We start from the raw sequence: 16,296 nt of genomic DNA, 5'->3' as shown, positions 1-16,296 counted from the left end.
AGAAACCAAGGCGACTCACCCTGCCTTTTGCCAGATTGTGAACCCTGGCGGCCTTCCAGAGGCAGTGGTGCCTGGCTGTTGGTTTCAGCTTGGATTTTTGGCCTTGTTTCTTAGGGGAACCGCAAAAGCAGAGAGGTTTTGAGGGGCAACCGCCCTATACCTTTTGGCCAGTGCGGGCAAATCCCAAAAGGGCAGCGGCACGGCAGCTCCATTTTGAGCGCCGTTCGCTCCCTTGAAAAAGAAGGCAGAAGAATAAGTAAGTTAAGGTGACTGGGTTCACCCGGTGACGCAGGACGCGTGGGTTTGGCACAAATGCCAGAACAGGTTGGAGCATCAACCAAGAGCTTTTCAAGAGAGGGCTGATGTCCTTTTTAACAGGAGGGAAAAAAGCCCGCCTGGTTTTAGCCTCATTTATAGAAAACGAGGCTAAAACCAGGCGGGCTCCAGGAAGCAACTTCTAGGTTATAGGTATTGACTGCCGGCTCTCTGCATAGACCGAGGGCAACATGCCATACTGCTCTTTGAAGTATTTAGAGAAGTAACGGGGGTTGTTGAAGCCAACAGCGTAGGCCACCTCCGCTACTGTCAACTGGCTTTTCTCCAGGAGCTGCGTGGCCCGCTCTAATCTGATTTTCCGGATGAACTCCACGGGTGACTGGCCCGTGAGGGCGACAATCTTTTTGTAGAGGTACACGCGGCTCATGCCCAGCTCTTTGCTCATTAGCTCCACGGAGAACTCTGTACTGTCTATGTTTCGTTCTACCAGCGCAATGGCCCGCTGGATAAGCTTATCATCTAAGGAGACAATATCTATGGCACTGGTCTGGACACTTATTTTCCGTTCATAGGTTTTCTGCAGCAGCTGGCATTGCGTGATAAGGTTAGACATGCGCGAGAGCAGCAACTCAAAGTTGAACGGCTTGGTGATGTAATCATTCGCCCCAATACCCAGGCCTTTTAATTTCTGCTCCTCAGAGGTTTGGGCCGTGAGCAAGATAAACGGGATGTGCGAGGTGCGGGCATCAGCCTTGATCTTCTTGCAGAAATCTATGCCGTTCAGCTCTGGCATCATAAGGTCACTCACAATCAGGTCTGGCCTGCAGGAAAGGGCCTTCTGCCAGCCTTCTTTCCCGTTTTTGCCTTCCAGCACCTGAAAATGCGTGCTCAGGTTGTCTTTGAGGTAGGCCCTGAAATCTTCGCTGTCTTCCACCAGCAACACTACCAGCGGGTGTTCCTGGGCTTCTACGGGGGCACGTTTTACCACTTCTGTCTCTTGGGCCACCAAGATAGCCTCTTCCCCTTCTGTGGTCTCCACCACCGCCCCGGTTACCTGGACAGGCAAGGTCACCGTGAAACAACTGCCTTTTCCTGGCTCGCTCTGCACCCCAATAAGCCCGCCGTGGATCTTGACGAACTCCTTAGTAAGGCATAAGCCAATGCCACTGCCTTGGTTCACCAGGTTATTGGGCACGTCTTCGCGGAAGAACCGGTCAAAGATCTTCTCCTGGTTTTCCGGGGAAATGCCTATGCCTGTGTCAGAAACCTTGATCTCCAGCAAATGTAGTTTGGGGGCGGCTGAGTCATTCGCCTGGCAGTTCACCTCTACTTTGATGGTACCGTCCTCCGGCGTGAATTTGAAGGCGTTGGAAAGCAGGTTGAACAGGATCTTGCCCAATTTGTCCATGTCAAAGACCGTGTGCAGTTCCTGGGTGCCGGATTCAAAGGAGAGCCGGACGTTGTTTTTCTCAGAGAGGTCTGAGAAAGAATACACCGCTTCTTTGATGAATTTGATGATGTTGCCATGGGAGGGCGTGAAAGCCACTTCTTCCACCTCCAGCTTTCTGAAATCCAGCAGTTGATTGACCAGGTGCAGCAGGCGTTTGGCGTTGCGGTTGATCATCTGGAATTGCTTTTGCTGCTCTGGCTCCTGGGTAGTCGCCAGCAGACGCTCCAGGGGCGCCAGAATCAAGGTAAGCGGTGTCCTGAACTCATGGCTGATGTTGGTAAAGAACTTTATTTTCATGAGGTGCAGCTCCCTCACGTGCTTTACCTGGTGGCGCTCCCGCTCCAGCTCAAATCTGGCCTTGGCTTTCTGTTGCTCTACCTGGCGCACCAGCAGCAGCAGCAGGAAGGCCAACAGCACGTAGGCCACATAAGCCCCATCAGTGCGCCAGAAAGGCACCTCCACTTCAATCGCCAGGCTGATGCCCTTCTTGTTCCAGACGCCGTCATTGTTGGCGGCCCTTACCTGGAGCTGGTAACGGCCAGGGTCTAAGTTAGTGTAGGTAATGCGGCGGTTATTCGCGTCAGTTGTATGCCACTCCTTATCAAAGCCTTCCAGCTTGTACTGGTACCGGTTTTTCTCTGAATGGAAGAAGTTAAGGGCGGCAAACTCAACGGTGAACATGTTCTGGTCATGCTGGAGCGTGATCTGCCGGGTATTGGACAGCGCCTGATCAAGGATTACCCGGCCATCTACCTTCTCGCCCACCTTCAGGCTTTTACTGAACAGCTGAAAGTCAGTAAACACAATGGAGGGCACTTCCTGGTTGGTGGATAAGTTATCAGGCTGAAAAAGATTGAACCCGTTGGGACCGCCAAACACCAGCTCCCCTTTTCTGGTCAGATAGGCGGCGTTTTCATTGAAGGCCTTGCCCTGCAACCCATCAAACTCATCATAGGTGCGGGTGACAAAGGAGATTTCGCGGGCCGACCGGCCGCTGATCTCCAGCTTTGAGATGCCGCTGGGGGTACTCACCCACAGGTCATGGTGCCGGTCTTCCAGAATGTTCAGGATGATGTTGTCTGCCAGCCCGTTTTCTTTGGTGAATAACCTGAACGAGTTGCTCTTAAGATCATAGAGGTTCAGGCCTTCGGTGGTGCCTACCCACATGTTCTGCCGGCTGTCTCTGAAGATACTGATGATGCCGTTGCTGCTCAGGCTTTCAGGGTTTTCCGGGTCATTTTGAAAATGCACCACCTTATTAGACGCCACATGCAGTACCTCTACGCCTAAGTCTCCGCCTATCCACAGGTTGCCTTGCTGGTCTTGGGCAATGGCCGCCACATACGCGGTGGTGGTTCCGGGCCTGGTAGCCGTGCGGCGGAAAGACTGAAACGCCCCCGAGGCAGGATTGAATTGCTGTAAGCCTTCCCGCATGGTGCCCACCCATAACCGGCCCTGGTGGTCCTGGAACAGCTCCCAGATATTGTCATCGCCTAAAACCACCCCGTTCTGCGTCTGCCGGCCGAAGCGGGTGAAGCGTTTGCCATCAAATTTGTTCAGCCCACCCAGGTACGTGCCAATCCACAGGTTCTGTTCTTTGTCCAGGAGCAGGCTGACAATCACGTTGCTGCTGAGACTGGCCGGGTCTTGGGGGTTATGCTGGTACCGGGTATATTGACCGGTGGCGCGGTTCCAGTACAGCAGGCCACCCCCGTTGGTGCCCATCCATAGATTTCCCTGGCGGTCTTCCACAAAGCGGTTAATGTCATCATAGGGCAGGCTTCCCTTCACCAGCAACTGGTTCTGGTGGTGCTGGAAACGGAGCAGGTTCTTGTGGTAGTAATTGACGCCTTTTTTATAGGTACCCAGCCAGATGATGCCTTCGCGGTCTTTGTAGATAGAGATAAGGCTGTTGTGCGAGAGGCTGTTCTTCACTTCAGGGTAGTTCAGGACGTACTGCACCGAAAAGTCCTTTTTACTCACAATGTTGATGCCCCCGTGGTCAGTGGCCAACCATAGGGTTCCGTCTTCGTTTTCCACTATCCCACGCACCAAATTAGAATTGAGCCGGGCCTGCGCCGAATTCTCATGAAACTGCCTGAACGTTTTCAAGGCCGGAGAATAAAGGAAAGCGCCAATGCTCTCATAAAGGGAATAAAGCCAAAGCTCATCATCGCGGTCAATGGTGAAGGCATACCCCATGGCCCGTCCTTTGAACTTCTTTTGTAAGCCGGTTTCCCGGGCTTCCACCTGCAACGTCTGCGGGTTTAGTTTTTCCAGCAATCCAGAGGCAAACAGCACCCAAAGGTCACCCTTCCTGCTAAAGGCAATAGAATTTATCTGGCCAGCCTCAGGCGAAGCAGCTTTCACCTGGGTAGAGGTTTTTGTTTTAGGGGTGTATCTTGAAAGTCCCTGCCCCGTCTGCAAAAACCAGTAGTTCCCGGTTTTGTCCTGCACAATATTCTCTACGGGCGCCTGAGGAAGGGAATACTTCTTCAAAAGGGAGGCATACTCCCGGTTAAACCGGTCTTGTCCCGGATAATAGACTGTGATTCCTTTCTGGGAGACAATCCAGATATTGCCCTCCGGGTCTTCAAAAAGCCTGGAGATATTGTTGTCCCGCAGGGAGGCCTTGGAACGGGAATTGTGCCGATAGACTTTCAGGCCGTAGCCATCAAACCGGTTGAGGCCATAGGAGGTACCTACCCAGATATACCCCTGCCGATCTTTCATGAAGCAATTGGCCTGGTTATGGGAGAGGCCGTTATTTACATCTAGGTGCAGAAAACGGCGCTGGTCTGGCAAATTGGCAAACGCTTGCTCCTGGTTCATTCCCAAGATTAGGGCAAGGGCAATAGTTAAAAGAAAGCGCATGACATACGTTGAAATCACCTGTGGAAATACCTTCGCCGTTTGATTTAGTGGCCTGGCGCCTGCTTTTACGGGCTGCCTTTCCTTGCGTACCGGCACCGGCCTTCTGGGCTCACCCTACTCTGTAGCGTTTAAGGAGCAGTTTTGAAAAATCTCTACGCAAGGTAGCCTATTTCGCAAAATAATCCTGCCGTGTCTCCAAAAACCTTAACCAGCTTCAAGAATACCACTCTCATTTTATAAAAAAGGCAAAAAACCAAAGAGTAGCCCCAAACACAGCAGGCCAGTTTGTCACCGCTTTTTCTACTAGTTGACACCGCACGTTGCTTCTGACTTTTGGTGGAGAGAGGCAGGAAAAGCCTTGGTAGAGACATTACACAAAGCCCCTATTGCTGAGAAGAACTGCTAGCAATGAAGCCTCTGTTTTACCGTTCTTTTCAGGAAACAACGTCGAAACGAACCCCTCCCCGTACCAGGCAGCGAGCCCCAGTCCCAGCCTAGGCTCGTCTGGCAGATTGAGTCTGGGCGGCATGCCTCCGTTAAAAATTGTTTCCTTAACTTTGCCTTATGGAATTCACGGTACAACAGATTGCTGATTTACTCCAGGGCCAGGTGCAGGGAGACGGTAACGCCACGGTCAACCAATTGGCGAAAATTGAAGAAGGCACCCCGGGCGCTCTTTCCTTTCTGTCTAACGCGAAATACGAGCCTTTCCTCTATACCACCGGCGCCACGGCCGTGATCGTCTCCAAGACCTTGCAACTCAAAGCACCGGTGGCCGCCAGCCTGATTCTGGTAGAAGACCCCTATTCGGCTTTCTCCACCTTGTTAGAAGTCTACCAACAGGCGGTGGCCGCCGCCCGCCAAGGCGTAGAAGAGCCCTGCTTTTTAGGCGAGAATTCCACCATTGGGGAGCGGCATTACCGCGGTGCTTTCTCCTATATCGGTAAAAACTGCAAGATTGGCCAGGGCGTACATATTTACCCCAATGCCTACATTGGTGACAACGTGACCATAGGCGATAACACCGTGATTTACGCAGGCGTGAAAATCTACCCTGATACCGTGATTGGCAGCCACTGTACCCTAAATGCCGGTTGCGTGATCGGGAGTGACGGGTTCGGGTTTGCGCCGCAGAAAGACGGCACCTACAAAGCTATTCCGCAGACGGGCAATGTGGTACTGGGAGACCATGTGCGCATTGGCGCCAACACCACTGTAGACTGCGCCACCATGGGTTCTACCCTTATTGGAACCGGCACCAAGATAGACAACCTGGTGCAGGTAGCCCATAATGTGGAAATTGGCAAACATACGGTTGTAGCTGCCCAAACTGCTTTTGCAGGTTCCTCCAAGGTAGGCAACTACTGCACCATTGCCGGTCAGGTAGGGGTGGTGGGCCACGTGAGCATTGCAGACAGAACCATTGTAGGCGCTAAATCAGGCATTTCCAAGAACATCAAAGAAGAAGGCACCTTTGTACAGGGCGCCCCCGCTTTTGACTATAAACAAAACCTGAGGGCCATGGCGGTCTTCCGGAAACTACCCGAGTTACAGAAACAGGTAGACGAACTCAGAGAAAAGCTTTAACTTTAGCCCCTCTTTACCTATTTAGTGCTTCATGAACGATAAACAGCATACCATAAAGGCACCGGTAACGGTCTCTGGGATTGGATTGCATACGGGGGTGGTGTCAAATATGACCTTCATGCCTGCTCCTATCAACCACGGGTATAAATTCCAACGCATTGACCTGCCCGAGCAGCCCATAGTAGAAGCCGACGTAGACAATGTGGTGGACCTTTCCCGAGGCACTACCATTGAGCAGAATGGCGCCCGCGTAAACACCGTGGAGCACGTACTGGCCGCTTTGGTGGGGTTAGAGATTGACAACGTGCTCATCCAGATAGACGGACCCGAGCCCCCTATCATGGACGGTTCTTCCATCCTGTTTGTGAGACCCCTGCTGGAGGTAGGCCTGGAAGAACAGAATGCCCTGCGTAACTTCTTTGAGGTACCAGAGGAAATCATGTTCCGCGACGGCTCCCGTGAGACCGAGATCGCGATTCTGCCCCTGGATGACTACCGCGTGACCGTGATGGTGGATTATCACTCTCCGGTATTGGGTTCCCAGCACGCCTCCCTGACAGACCTGAGCCAGTTTAAAGACGAAATTGCCTCTTGCCGCACGTTCTGCTTCCTGCACGAGATTGAAATGCTCTACAAGCAAAACCTGATCAAAGGGGGCGACTTGAGCAATGCCATTGTAGTGGTAGACCGCGTGGTGGAAGACAATGAACTGGATTATCTCTCTGACCTTTTGAAGAAGCCCAAAGTGGCCGTGAAGAAGGAAGGAATCCTGAATAATGTAGACCTGCGCTACAAAAACGAACCCGCCCGGCACAAGCTCCTGGACCTGATTGGTGACCTGGCCTTGGTGGGGCGTCCGTTGAAAGGCCAGATTCTGGCGGCCCGTCCGGGCCATGCGTCTAACGTGGCCTTTGCCAAGAAAATCAAGAAATATATCAAGGAAACGTCTGTGAAGAACGTACCGGTGTATGATCCTAAGAAGACCCCGGTCATGGACATCAACCGCATCATGCAGACGTTGCCGCACCAGTATCCCTTCGTTCTCATTGACAAGATCATCCACCTGGATGCCACCACCGTGACGGGCGTTAAGAACGTCACCATGAACGAGTCTTTCTTCCAGGGGCATTTTCCGGGCAACCCGGTCATGCCGGGCGTGATCCTGATTGAGGCCATGGCCCAAACTGGCGGCATCTACGTATTAAGCACCGTGCCAGACCCTGAGAACTACTGGACTTACTTTATGGGCGTAGACAAGTGCCGTTTCCGCCGGAAAGTGGTACCCGGTGATACTATTATTTTTAAATGCGAACTGTTGGCGCCTATTAAACGCGGCATTGCCAGAATGCAAGGTCAGGCTTACGTGGCCGGACAATTAGTGATGGAAGCCGAGATGTTAGCAAGTATCGTAAGAAAAGACGCATGAACCAGCCCCTAGCTTACATCCACCCGGAAGCCAAGATCGCCACGAACGTGGTGGTAGAGCCGTTCACCACCATCTCTAAGAACGTGGAGATTGGCGAAGGTACCTGGATTGGCCCCAACGTCACCATCATGGAAGGCGCCCGCATTGGCAAGAACTGCCAGATTTTCCCGGGTGCCGTGATCTCGGCCCCGCCGCAGGACCTCAAGTACAAGGGCGAGCCCTCTACCGTCTCTATTGGTGACAACACCATCATCAGGGAATGCGTGACGTTGAACAGGGGTACGGCCTTAGATAAGAACACCACCGCCATCGGCAAAAACTGCCTGGTGATGGCCTACGTGCACGTGGCCCACGACTGCATCATTGGGGACAATGTAATCCTGGCCAACGGGGTGCAGTTGGCCGGGCATATCGTGATCCATGACCACGTGTTCATTGGCGGTACCTCAGCGGTACACCAGTTTGTGAGCATCGGGGCGCATGCCATGGTGTCTGGCGGTTCGCTGGTCCGCAAAGATGTGCCTCCGTTCATAAAAGCCGCCCGTGAGCCTTTGTCCTATGCCGGCGTGAACTCCATCGGCTTGCGCCGCAGAGGGTTCACCAATGAGCAAATCACCGACATCCAACAGATCTACCGCATCCTGTTCATGAGCGGCCTGAACACGGCCTCGGCGGTAGAGAAAATAGAGATTGACCTGGCTCCCAGCTCAGAGCGTGACGAGATCGTGAATTTCGTACGCAACTCTGGCCGGGGTATTATCAAAGGCTATCAAAGAGATGCAGATTAAGCTTTCCTCTTTAGGCAAGCGTTTCAATTACGAGTGGATTTTCCGGAATCTGTCCTTTGAGTTTGTTTCTGGCAAGGCCTACGCCGTGCTGGGGCACAACGGATCCGGGAAATCCACTTTGCTTTCCATCCTGAGCGGTTTCCAATTACCCTCTGAAGGCTCAGTTTCCTATTCTTCAGGAGGAAAGGAGATTCCCGTTGATGAGTTGTACCGCTTTCTCTCGCTGGCGGCTCCTTACCAGGATTTACTGGAGGAATTCACACTGGAGGAGATGATTCAATTCCACACCCGTTTCAAGCCCTTGCGCGGCATCTCCCCTTCCCAACTGCCTGACCTTCTCCAACTACAGGCAGCCAGGCACAAACTGGTACGGGATTTCTCCTCGGGCATGCGCCAGCGCCTAAAACTGGGGCTGGCCCTTTACTCAGAGACCCCGCTCCTGCTGCTAGACGAGCCCACCACCAACCTGGACCAAGCCGGCGTGGCCTGGTACCTGGAGCACCTGGACCGCAACCGGCAGAACCGTCTGGTCCTCATCGGCTCCAACGTACCCCATGAATACAGCTTCTGCGACGAGCAACTACCCATCAACGAATTCCACTACAAAGCCCCGGAACGGAAAAAGCATTAACTAAACCAGCGTTTAGAGGCTGATTTTCTCAAAAAGGCCTGAAATTGCCAGAAAAGGAGTTCCCTCTCCCCCTGGGAGAGGGCTAGGGTGAGGGGGCTGCCTCGCTCCAAGGCTAAAGGCTTCTCTTTATCTGGCAGACGCATTTCCCTCAGCTAGCTGGTGTTGCATAGCAAAGATCCATCATACCGAAAACCTTTTCCCCCTCATCCTAACCTTCTCCCTGAGGGAGAAGGAACAACGTGAAATATTTACTTAAGGGAAATGGCAATGGAATTAATTTCTCTGCCCAAAAGCATCTTCAATGGCCCATAAGACCCGTTCCACGTTCTGATAAATTTCTTCATTGGTAAACCTGAGAACGGTGAAGCCTTGCTCCTTGAGCCATTGGTCGCGGGCCTCATCGGCTAGTTGAGTACCGGTATTATGGTGACTGCCTCCGTCCACTTCTATGACCAATTTCTCTTCTAGACAAAAGTAATCTACAATGAAGTTGCCAAGGGAATGCTGCCTTCTGAATTTCCTGTTGCCAAGGCTCCTATTTCTCAGTCCTTGCCACAAGATAACCTCTGCCGCAGTGGAGTTTCTCCGTAACTCTTTCCTGAAATTCCTTTTGTCCATTTATTGCATTACGTAAGGTAATTTACCATAGTAACGCAATAGTTCCTTCTCCCTCTGGGAGAAGGTTAGGATGAGGGGAAGAAGTCTCTAGTTAGAAAAGCAGTAACTATAGAACAAACAAATGTAGGGACAGGTCGCGACCTGTCCGAAACGGTTCCAGCCTTGATGCCGTCTCCCCTAGAGCGCCGCCGCCCCCTCACCCTACCCCTCTCCCAGGGGAGAGGGAACTCCTGCTTTGCCATTCTGCGGCTGGTTTCTCTAAATCAGCCTCTAAAAGGCAAAAAGCCACCCGAAGGTGGCTTTCCTATATATGTAGTAAGATGGCGCAGATACATCTATAGAACAGCCAACCAGCTGGATTGTTTACTCGTTGGCCGGATACATTTCTGGTGGTTCTTTCTCTTTGGTTTTAACAATGAAGGGCCTCAAGGCTTCGGTTTCGTCCAGGTACAGGAAGGCATCATAGCGCTCTGGGATTATGGTGGGCACGTAGTTGCCGTACTTTTCGCGGTTGGGGTCATAGACCACGCCAATGGCCCGGTGGGCAATCTGCTGCTGTACCTCATTGATTTCCCTCAGTTCGCGGGAAAGGAGAAGCTTATCGGTGGCACCCAGGCTGTGGAGCCAATGCTCCCAGGAGCCTTCGCGGGCGGGCGGTACTTCCATCTTCTTCATAGGCGCTCCCCAGGAGTCGCCGGCAATCACAGAGCCCGAGTATGACCCGAAACCAGCCAGGTATACGTTCTCGCGCCCATACTGCTCGCGGGCCAGCTGGCCAATGTTTACCATGCCGGCGCGGGCCATGTCTGTGAAGCGGGCATCGCCTATGTGGGTGTTGTGCTCCCAGATGATGGCTTTGGCGTTTGGTCCGTGGAATTCCAGCAGGCGGTTCAGGGTTTCCATCATGTGCTCGTCGCGCACGTTCCAGGAACTGCCGCCACCCCGTACCATGGCTTTGTAATAGCGCTCCGCGTTCACCGCCACCAAGGCATTCTGCTCCGCGTTAAAGACGGCCTCAGGATTGGCAGGTTCGCCCTGTTCACGTTTGCCCAGTTCCTGCAGCATAGAGATCACCTCGTTTTCACAGTCTTCAGAGACGTAGGCCACCGCGCGGGCGTATTCCTGCGGGTCTGAGCTGTAGGGCTCAAAGCATTTGAAGGCTTCCTTGGCGGCTTTCACCGCTTGGCCATCCTTCTTCTCCAGGTACTTCATGATCTGCTGCAGGGAGTCCCAAAGGCTGTAAACGTCCAATCCGTAGAAGCCCACTTTATTGGTGTTGGGCCGGTCATTGTTTTCCTTGAGCCATTCTACCAAGGCTGCCACTTCCCAGTTGCCCCACATCCAGGTGGGCCAGCGGTTGAAGTGCTTGAGTACATCAGACACTTTGGTGCCCGGTTTGCCATAACCCCGTATGAACTTGTTGATTTGGTAGCAATCGGGCCAGTCTCCTTCCACCGCAATTAACGTGAAGCCTTTTTCCTCTATGAGGCGTTTGGAAATGGCGGTGCGCCAGGCATAGTATTCTGAAGTTCCGTGGGAGGCTTCTCCCAGCATTACAATACGGGCATCTCCAATATCATCCAGCAGAACGTCTAAATCTGCTTTGTTCTCCAGCCGGTGGTACGGCAGTTTTGTATATGTCATGGAATAAGAGGCAAAAATGAACTCCCTGCCTTTTACCCTTCCTCCCTTTTAAAAGTTGGCCCGTTTTTGCCCTATTTTTTCAGAAAAAGGCCCATAATCCGCCGGCTCCCTTTCTGGTTCTTAGAATAACAAAATTCTGCCTTTACCCTTTGGCCCACCTGTTTCTAAGTGTGATTATTCTGCCCTAACCAAGGGCTTTCCCGGTCCAACCTTCACCATAAAGCCCATCCATTGGCACCTCCTCCTTCCCTTGAGGCATCTTATCAGATTCTCCTCCAGACGAACAGGCGCCACCATATTGGGGAATGGCTCTTTCACTCAACTACCATAAAAAAGGGCGGCCGCACATAGTACAGCCGCCCTTTTTATGAGCATAATGCTAAAACCTATCTGGCCCCGAACACGCGCTTCAGCAGCTCAGTCGTGCGGGCTATCGGGTTTTCCCGGATGTTGGCTTCTTCCTGGGCCACCAGGGTGAACAAGCCATCAATGGCCCGCTGGGTGGCGTAAGACTCCAGATTAGGGTCTGCTTTCTTTACCAACGGAATCTTGTTGTAGCGGTTCACCAGTTCAGTATAATACCGGGTGGCGTTCACCTTGTCCAGCGACTGTCTCATGATGGGGCTGAACGCCGCCGTCAGTTGCGAGGTGGTGGTCCGTTTCAGGAATTGGGTGGCCGCATCTTTCTCGCCGCGCAGGATATTCCAGACATCATTAAAGGTGAGCTGCTTGATGGCGCCCAGAAAAATAGGGGCGGCACTCTTGGCGGCATCCTCGGCCCCGCGGTTGAGGGTAAGAATGAACTTGTCTACCTCAGAACCCAGACCCAGGGACCTTAACGTGGTCTCCACGCGCTGCACGTCGGGCGGGAAGGGGATCCGGATGAGGCTATTCTTGTAGAACCCGTCGGTCTGCGAGGCCTGGGAGGCCCCTTTGGTGACCCCCTGTGACAAAGCCTGCTTCAACCCCGCCGCAACTTCCGTTTGGGTGAGGGTACCAGTCTGGCCGGTTTGCCCGGTTTGCTGCGCCACAGTACCCAAAGCCTGTTCTATCTGAGCGGTGGTGCAGGACGTGAGGCTTACAAATAAGAAGCTGCCTAAAACAATGGCCGGGGAGACTAGTTTCTTCATACGTGCGTACATGTGTATTACTTTTGTTCAAGGATGGTCCAAAGGCCATTCGCACAAATCAAGCCAAAAATGAAACAGGAAATATCGGCAGAGATCATGACCATAGGCGATGAGCTGTTGTACGGGCAGGTCATTGACACCAACTCCGCGTGGCTGGGCCAGGAACTAGGCAAAATAGGCATCAGGGTAAAGCAGATCACCAGCATCTCAGACAACCCAGACGCTATCTGTGAGGCCCTCACCCAGGCCATGGCGCGGGCCCAGGTGGTGTTGGTCACCGGCGGCCTGGGCCCCACCAAAGACGACCTCACCAAACACACCCTAACCCGGTACTTCAAATCTGAACTACAACTGCACCAGCCCTCCCTGGAGGATGTGGAGAATATCTTCCGGAAGTACAACCGCCCCATGCTGGAGGTGAACCGCCAACAGGCCTTTTTGCCGGCGTGCTGCACCCCGGTGAGGAACATCCTGGGCACCGCACCCGGCATGCTGTTCCAGGAACAGGGCACTTTGGTGGTGTCTATGCCCGGCGTGCCGTTTGAGATGAAGCGCATGATGACCGATACCGTGCTGCCCTACCTGCAACAGCATTTCCAATTACCCCAGATCATCCACAAAGTAGTGCAGACCATTGGCCAGGGCGAATCGTTCCTGGCGGAAAGAATCGCTGCTTGGGAAGACAACCTGCCGAACAACCTGAAATTGGCTTATTTGCCGCATCTGGCGGGGGTTCGCCTGCGCCTGACCGGCTTTTCTGACGGCCAACATGACCTGGAAACCCAATTGCAGGAACAGGTACACCAGCTAAGCATTCTTTTACCAGACAACATCTTTGCCTACGGCGAAGTCACCCTGGAAGAAGCCATTGGCCAGCTGTTGAAAGAACGGAACCTCACCATTTCCACCGCTGAAAGCTGCACCGGCGGCCTGGTGGCCCATAAGCTGACCAGTGTACCCGGCAGCTCCGCCTACTTCATGGGCAGCGTAGTGGCCTACAGCAATGAGGTGAAGAAAGCACAGTTAGGGGTGCCGGCAGAAACCCTGGACAAACATGGGGCCGTGAGCGAGGAGACCGTGCGGGCCATGGCCCAGGGAGTGCGCCAGCGCCTCCACACGCACATCGGCCTTGCCACGAGCGGCATTGCCGGCCCAGACGGCGGCACCCCGGAGAAACCCGTAGGCACCATCTGGATCGCTTACGCAGATGCCCACCAGACCATAGCCCGCCAGCTCAGCTACAACAAAACCCGGCAGCTCAATATAGAGTACACTGCCCTGCAGGTGCTGGACCTGATCAGGCAAAGTTTGCGACACCCGGTTGACGAGTAAGCAAAAAAAGCTAAATTTGCCTAACAACGGTTAGGTTCACAGGAATCAGTTGCAGTCAAGCAGTGATCATTCACGGTTTTTCTGTAACATTGTACAGACCTGTACCCTGCCTGACTGGGGTAATCACATCCTTGTTTTAACCTAAAACTGACATACTCATACATATGGCTCTTGTAGAAATGGTGATGCCCAAAATGGGCGAAAGTATCATGGAAGGCACCGTGCTTAAATGGTTAAAGCAAGTAGGTGACACCATTGAGCAAGACGAATCTGTGCTGGAAGTAGCCACCGACAAAGTAGACACCGAAGTACCGGCCATACAAGGGGGTACTTTGAAAGAGATTCTGGTACAGGAAGGCCAGGTAGTGGCCGTAGGTGCCCCTATTGCCATCATCAATACCGGCGGCGAGGAGCAACCCACTTCTTCTGCCCCGGCCCAGGAAGCTGCTCCGGCCGCTCAACCAGAAACTCAACCCACTGCCCACCCTGCTCAAGAACCACAGGCATCGGCGCAGACCACGCAACGCTTGGAGCAGCCAGCCTCTGGCCGGTTCTACTCCCCGCTGGTCATGAACATAGCCCGTGAGGAAGGCATTTCCATGCAGGAACTGGAATACATTCCGGGTACAGGCAAAGAAGGCCGCGTGTCTAAAAAGGATATCTTGGATTATGTGGCCAACCGGCAGGCAGGTGGCGCTCCGGCCGCTCAGCCAGAGACGGCTGCACAGGCCCCCACTCCAGGTCCAGCCCAGCAGGCCCCTGCTCCTCAGCCGCAGGCTGCTCCGGTGGCACCGGCTGCGCAGGTTTCTACTGCTCCGGCCCAGTCTTACAGCGGCAACGTGGAAATCATTGAGATGGACCGCATGCGCAAGATGATCTCGCAGCGCATGGTAGACAGCAAGCGTATTAGCCCGCACGTGACGTCTTTTGTGGAGGCAGATGTGACCAACATTGTGAACTGGCGGAACAAAACCAAAGACGCCTACAAGAAACGCGAGGGTGAGAACCTGACCTTCACGCCTATCTTCATTGAGGCCATTGTGAAAGCCATCAAGGATTTCCCTATGATCAACGTGAGCGTAGACGGCGACAAGATCATCAAGAAGCGGGACATCAACATCGGCGTAGCCGTGGCCTTGCCTAGCGGGAACCTGATTGTGCCCGTGATCCACAACGCCGACCAGATGAACCTGAACGGCATCTCCAAGCGCCTGAATGATCTGGCCAACCGCGCCCGCATCAACAAACTCACCCCCGCTGACTTAGCTGACCCTACTTATACCGTTTCCAACGTAGGCTCCTTCGGGAATGTGATGGGCACGCCTATCATCATGCAGCCGCAAGTGGCCATCATGGCCGTGGGCGCCATCAAAAAGAAGCCGGCCGTGATTGAGACCCCAGAGGGTGATTTGATCGGTATCCGGCAGTTCATGTTCCTGTCGCACAGCTATGACCACCGCGTGGTAGACGGCTCACTGGGAGGCATGTTCGTGCGCCGCGTAGCGGATTACCTGGAAGCGTTTGATCCTAACACCAGCATCTAATTGGAAGATGTGACAATAGGGAGATTTGAAAATGATCTCTAACCACAAGAAAGCCCTTCCCTTACCGGAAGGGCTTTCTTGTGGAAGGTGTTTTTGGGATGAATTGTCAAAAACCGGTAGAAAACAGAAAGGCACAACCCGCACCTGTAGAACATAGTAAAAGTCTTATCTTACCACGTCATTCTCTTTCCTGACCCTTTACACACGCTATGAAAAATGCCCTTCTTTTGCTGTTGATCGCCGTTTTGTTGTTCTTGGCTATTTTCTTCTATTGGAAACAAAGCCAGGCCGAAAGCCAGTTGGTCATGGCCAACGAGAAAATCAACAGCCTGGAGCAACAGGTGCTCCGGTTTACCCAGCCTGCCCCCATTGATTCGCTCCGGCCCACCCAATCGGTGCAGCCTCCCCTGCAAAGCCCTGACTCAGTAGAGAAAGTACCTTTGCCAGAGTCCACCACCTTTGAGGAAGAAGTAGGCTCGTTGAGTGACAGCGACATTCAGCGGTTAAAACGCAAAGGCTTGAAGAACCCGGAAGCCGACCTCATGAACGACCTCATGCGCAAACAGAAAACCCTGCTGACCACCCCCGGTACCATGGGCGGCACCATGGCCATCCAGGATGTGCGTATCCTCAACGACCGTCACGCCCTGGCCTACTTTGAAGACGGGCACAACGGCGGTTACCTTCTTTTAAGATACGCAGTAAATAACGGTGCCATCACCTGGACCAGGTTAGATTCTTACACCATGTAGGGTTTAGGGGCTGGTTTTGGAAAAAAGGCTTTAATCGAAAGACCTGTGAGGTTTCGAAAACCTCACAGGTCTAACAAAACCAACTGGCCCAACTGGCGCGAGATTCCAGTCTGGTGCTCTGAATAACGCGAGCCTAGCGATTCACGGGGAGTTATGAGAGGAATGCTATAGTCCCAAGTGTCCGCTGTAACTGCAGGCTATTTGATCAGGAATGCATGTTTACCAGGAATGCGTAAGGACAGGT

At 53.2% G+C, this 16,296-nt stretch carries 11 protein-coding genes; 7 read left to right on the top strand and 4 right to left on the bottom strand.

Annotated features, from left to right (window positions below; genetic code table 11):
- Window positions 1-457 precede the first annotated feature (457 nt).
- Window positions 458-4,600, bottom strand: a complete 4,143-nt coding sequence (locus FOE74_RS06560; RefSeq protein WP_149097792.1) for a hybrid sensor histidine kinase/response regulator transcription factor — start codon at window positions 4,598-4,600, stop codon at window positions 458-460.
- 564 nt (window positions 4,601-5,164) lie between these two features.
- Between FOE74_RS06560 and lpxD the strand changes: the two genes are divergently transcribed.
- The 4 genes from lpxD to FOE74_RS06540 are packed head-to-tail and all read left to right on the top strand — an operon-like array spanning window position 5,165 to window position 9,032.
- Window positions 5,165-6,187 (top strand): UDP-3-O-(3-hydroxymyristoyl)glucosamine N-acyltransferase, encoded by a 1,023-nt coding sequence (gene lpxD, locus FOE74_RS06555; RefSeq protein WP_149097791.1) that lies wholly within the window; start codon window positions 5,165-5,167, stop codon window positions 6,185-6,187.
- A 31-nt stretch (window positions 6,188-6,218) separates the two neighbouring features.
- Window positions 6,219-7,613, top strand: a complete 1,395-nt coding sequence (locus tag FOE74_RS06550) for a bifunctional UDP-3-O-[3-hydroxymyristoyl] N-acetylglucosamine deacetylase/3-hydroxyacyl-ACP dehydratase (RefSeq protein ID WP_149097790.1) — start codon at window positions 6,219-6,221, stop codon at window positions 7,611-7,613.
- Window positions 7,610-8,401, top strand: a complete 792-nt coding sequence (lpxA, locus tag FOE74_RS06545) for an acyl-ACP--UDP-N-acetylglucosamine O-acyltransferase (protein WP_149097789.1) — start codon at window positions 7,610-7,612, stop codon at window positions 8,399-8,401. The genes FOE74_RS06550 and lpxA overlap by 4 nt, the downstream gene beginning before the upstream one ends.
- Window positions 8,391-9,032, top strand: a complete 642-nt coding sequence (locus tag FOE74_RS06540) for an ABC transporter ATP-binding protein (RefSeq protein WP_149097788.1) — start codon at window positions 8,391-8,393, stop codon at window positions 9,030-9,032. Before lpxA ends, FOE74_RS06540 begins: the two co-directional genes overlap by 11 nt.
- 273 nt (window positions 9,033-9,305) lie before the next feature.
- Here FOE74_RS06540 and FOE74_RS06535 read toward each other — a convergent pair whose 3' ends face one another.
- The 3 genes from FOE74_RS06535 to FOE74_RS06525 form a co-directional block, all read right to left on the bottom strand.
- The gene (locus FOE74_RS06535; protein ID WP_149097787.1) at window positions 9,306-9,650 is read right to left on the bottom strand and encodes an endonuclease domain-containing protein; all 345 of its coding nucleotides are present in this window, start codon (window positions 9,648-9,650) and stop codon (window positions 9,306-9,308) included.
- 363 nt (window positions 9,651-10,013) lie between these two features.
- Entirely contained in the window at window positions 10,014-11,294 is a 1,281-nt protein-coding gene (locus tag FOE74_RS06530; protein ID WP_149097786.1) for an erythromycin esterase family protein, read from the bottom strand.
- Window positions 11,295-11,680: 386 nt separating this feature from the next.
- The gene (locus FOE74_RS06525; RefSeq protein ID WP_149097785.1) at window positions 11,681-12,424 is read right to left on the bottom strand and encodes a DUF4197 domain-containing protein; all 744 of its coding nucleotides are present in this window, start codon (window positions 12,422-12,424) and stop codon (window positions 11,681-11,683) included.
- Between the two features lie 69 nt (window positions 12,425-12,493).
- Here FOE74_RS06525 and FOE74_RS06520 point away from each other — a divergent pair, with 69 nt between their 5' ends.
- The 3 genes from FOE74_RS06520 (at window position 12,494) to FOE74_RS06510 (ending at window position 16,052) form a co-directional block, all read left to right on the top strand.
- Window positions 12,494-13,756: a competence/damage-inducible protein A gene (locus tag FOE74_RS06520; RefSeq protein ID WP_149097784.1), complete on the top strand. Its 1,263-nt coding sequence runs from the start codon at window positions 12,494-12,496 to the stop codon at window positions 13,754-13,756.
- Between the two features lie 164 nt (window positions 13,757-13,920).
- A complete protein-coding gene (locus FOE74_RS06515) occupies window positions 13,921-15,300 on the top strand; it encodes a dihydrolipoamide acetyltransferase family protein (protein WP_149097783.1) in 1,380 nt (459 codons plus the stop codon).
- A gap of 209 nt (window positions 15,301-15,509) precedes the next feature.
- Window positions 15,510-16,052: a hypothetical protein gene (locus tag FOE74_RS06510; RefSeq protein ID WP_149097782.1), complete on the top strand. Its 543-nt coding sequence runs from the start codon at window positions 15,510-15,512 to the stop codon at window positions 16,050-16,052.
- Window positions 16,053-16,296 lie beyond the last annotated feature (244 nt).

Origin of the sequence: Rufibacter glacialis (assembly GCF_008271745.1) — a bacterium.
Classification (GTDB): Bacteria; Bacteroidota; Bacteroidia; order Cytophagales; family Hymenobacteraceae; genus Nibribacter; species Nibribacter glacialis.
The sequence above is the reverse complement of the archived record's forward strand: the minus strand, read 5'-3'. Positions and strand labels throughout refer to the sequence as shown.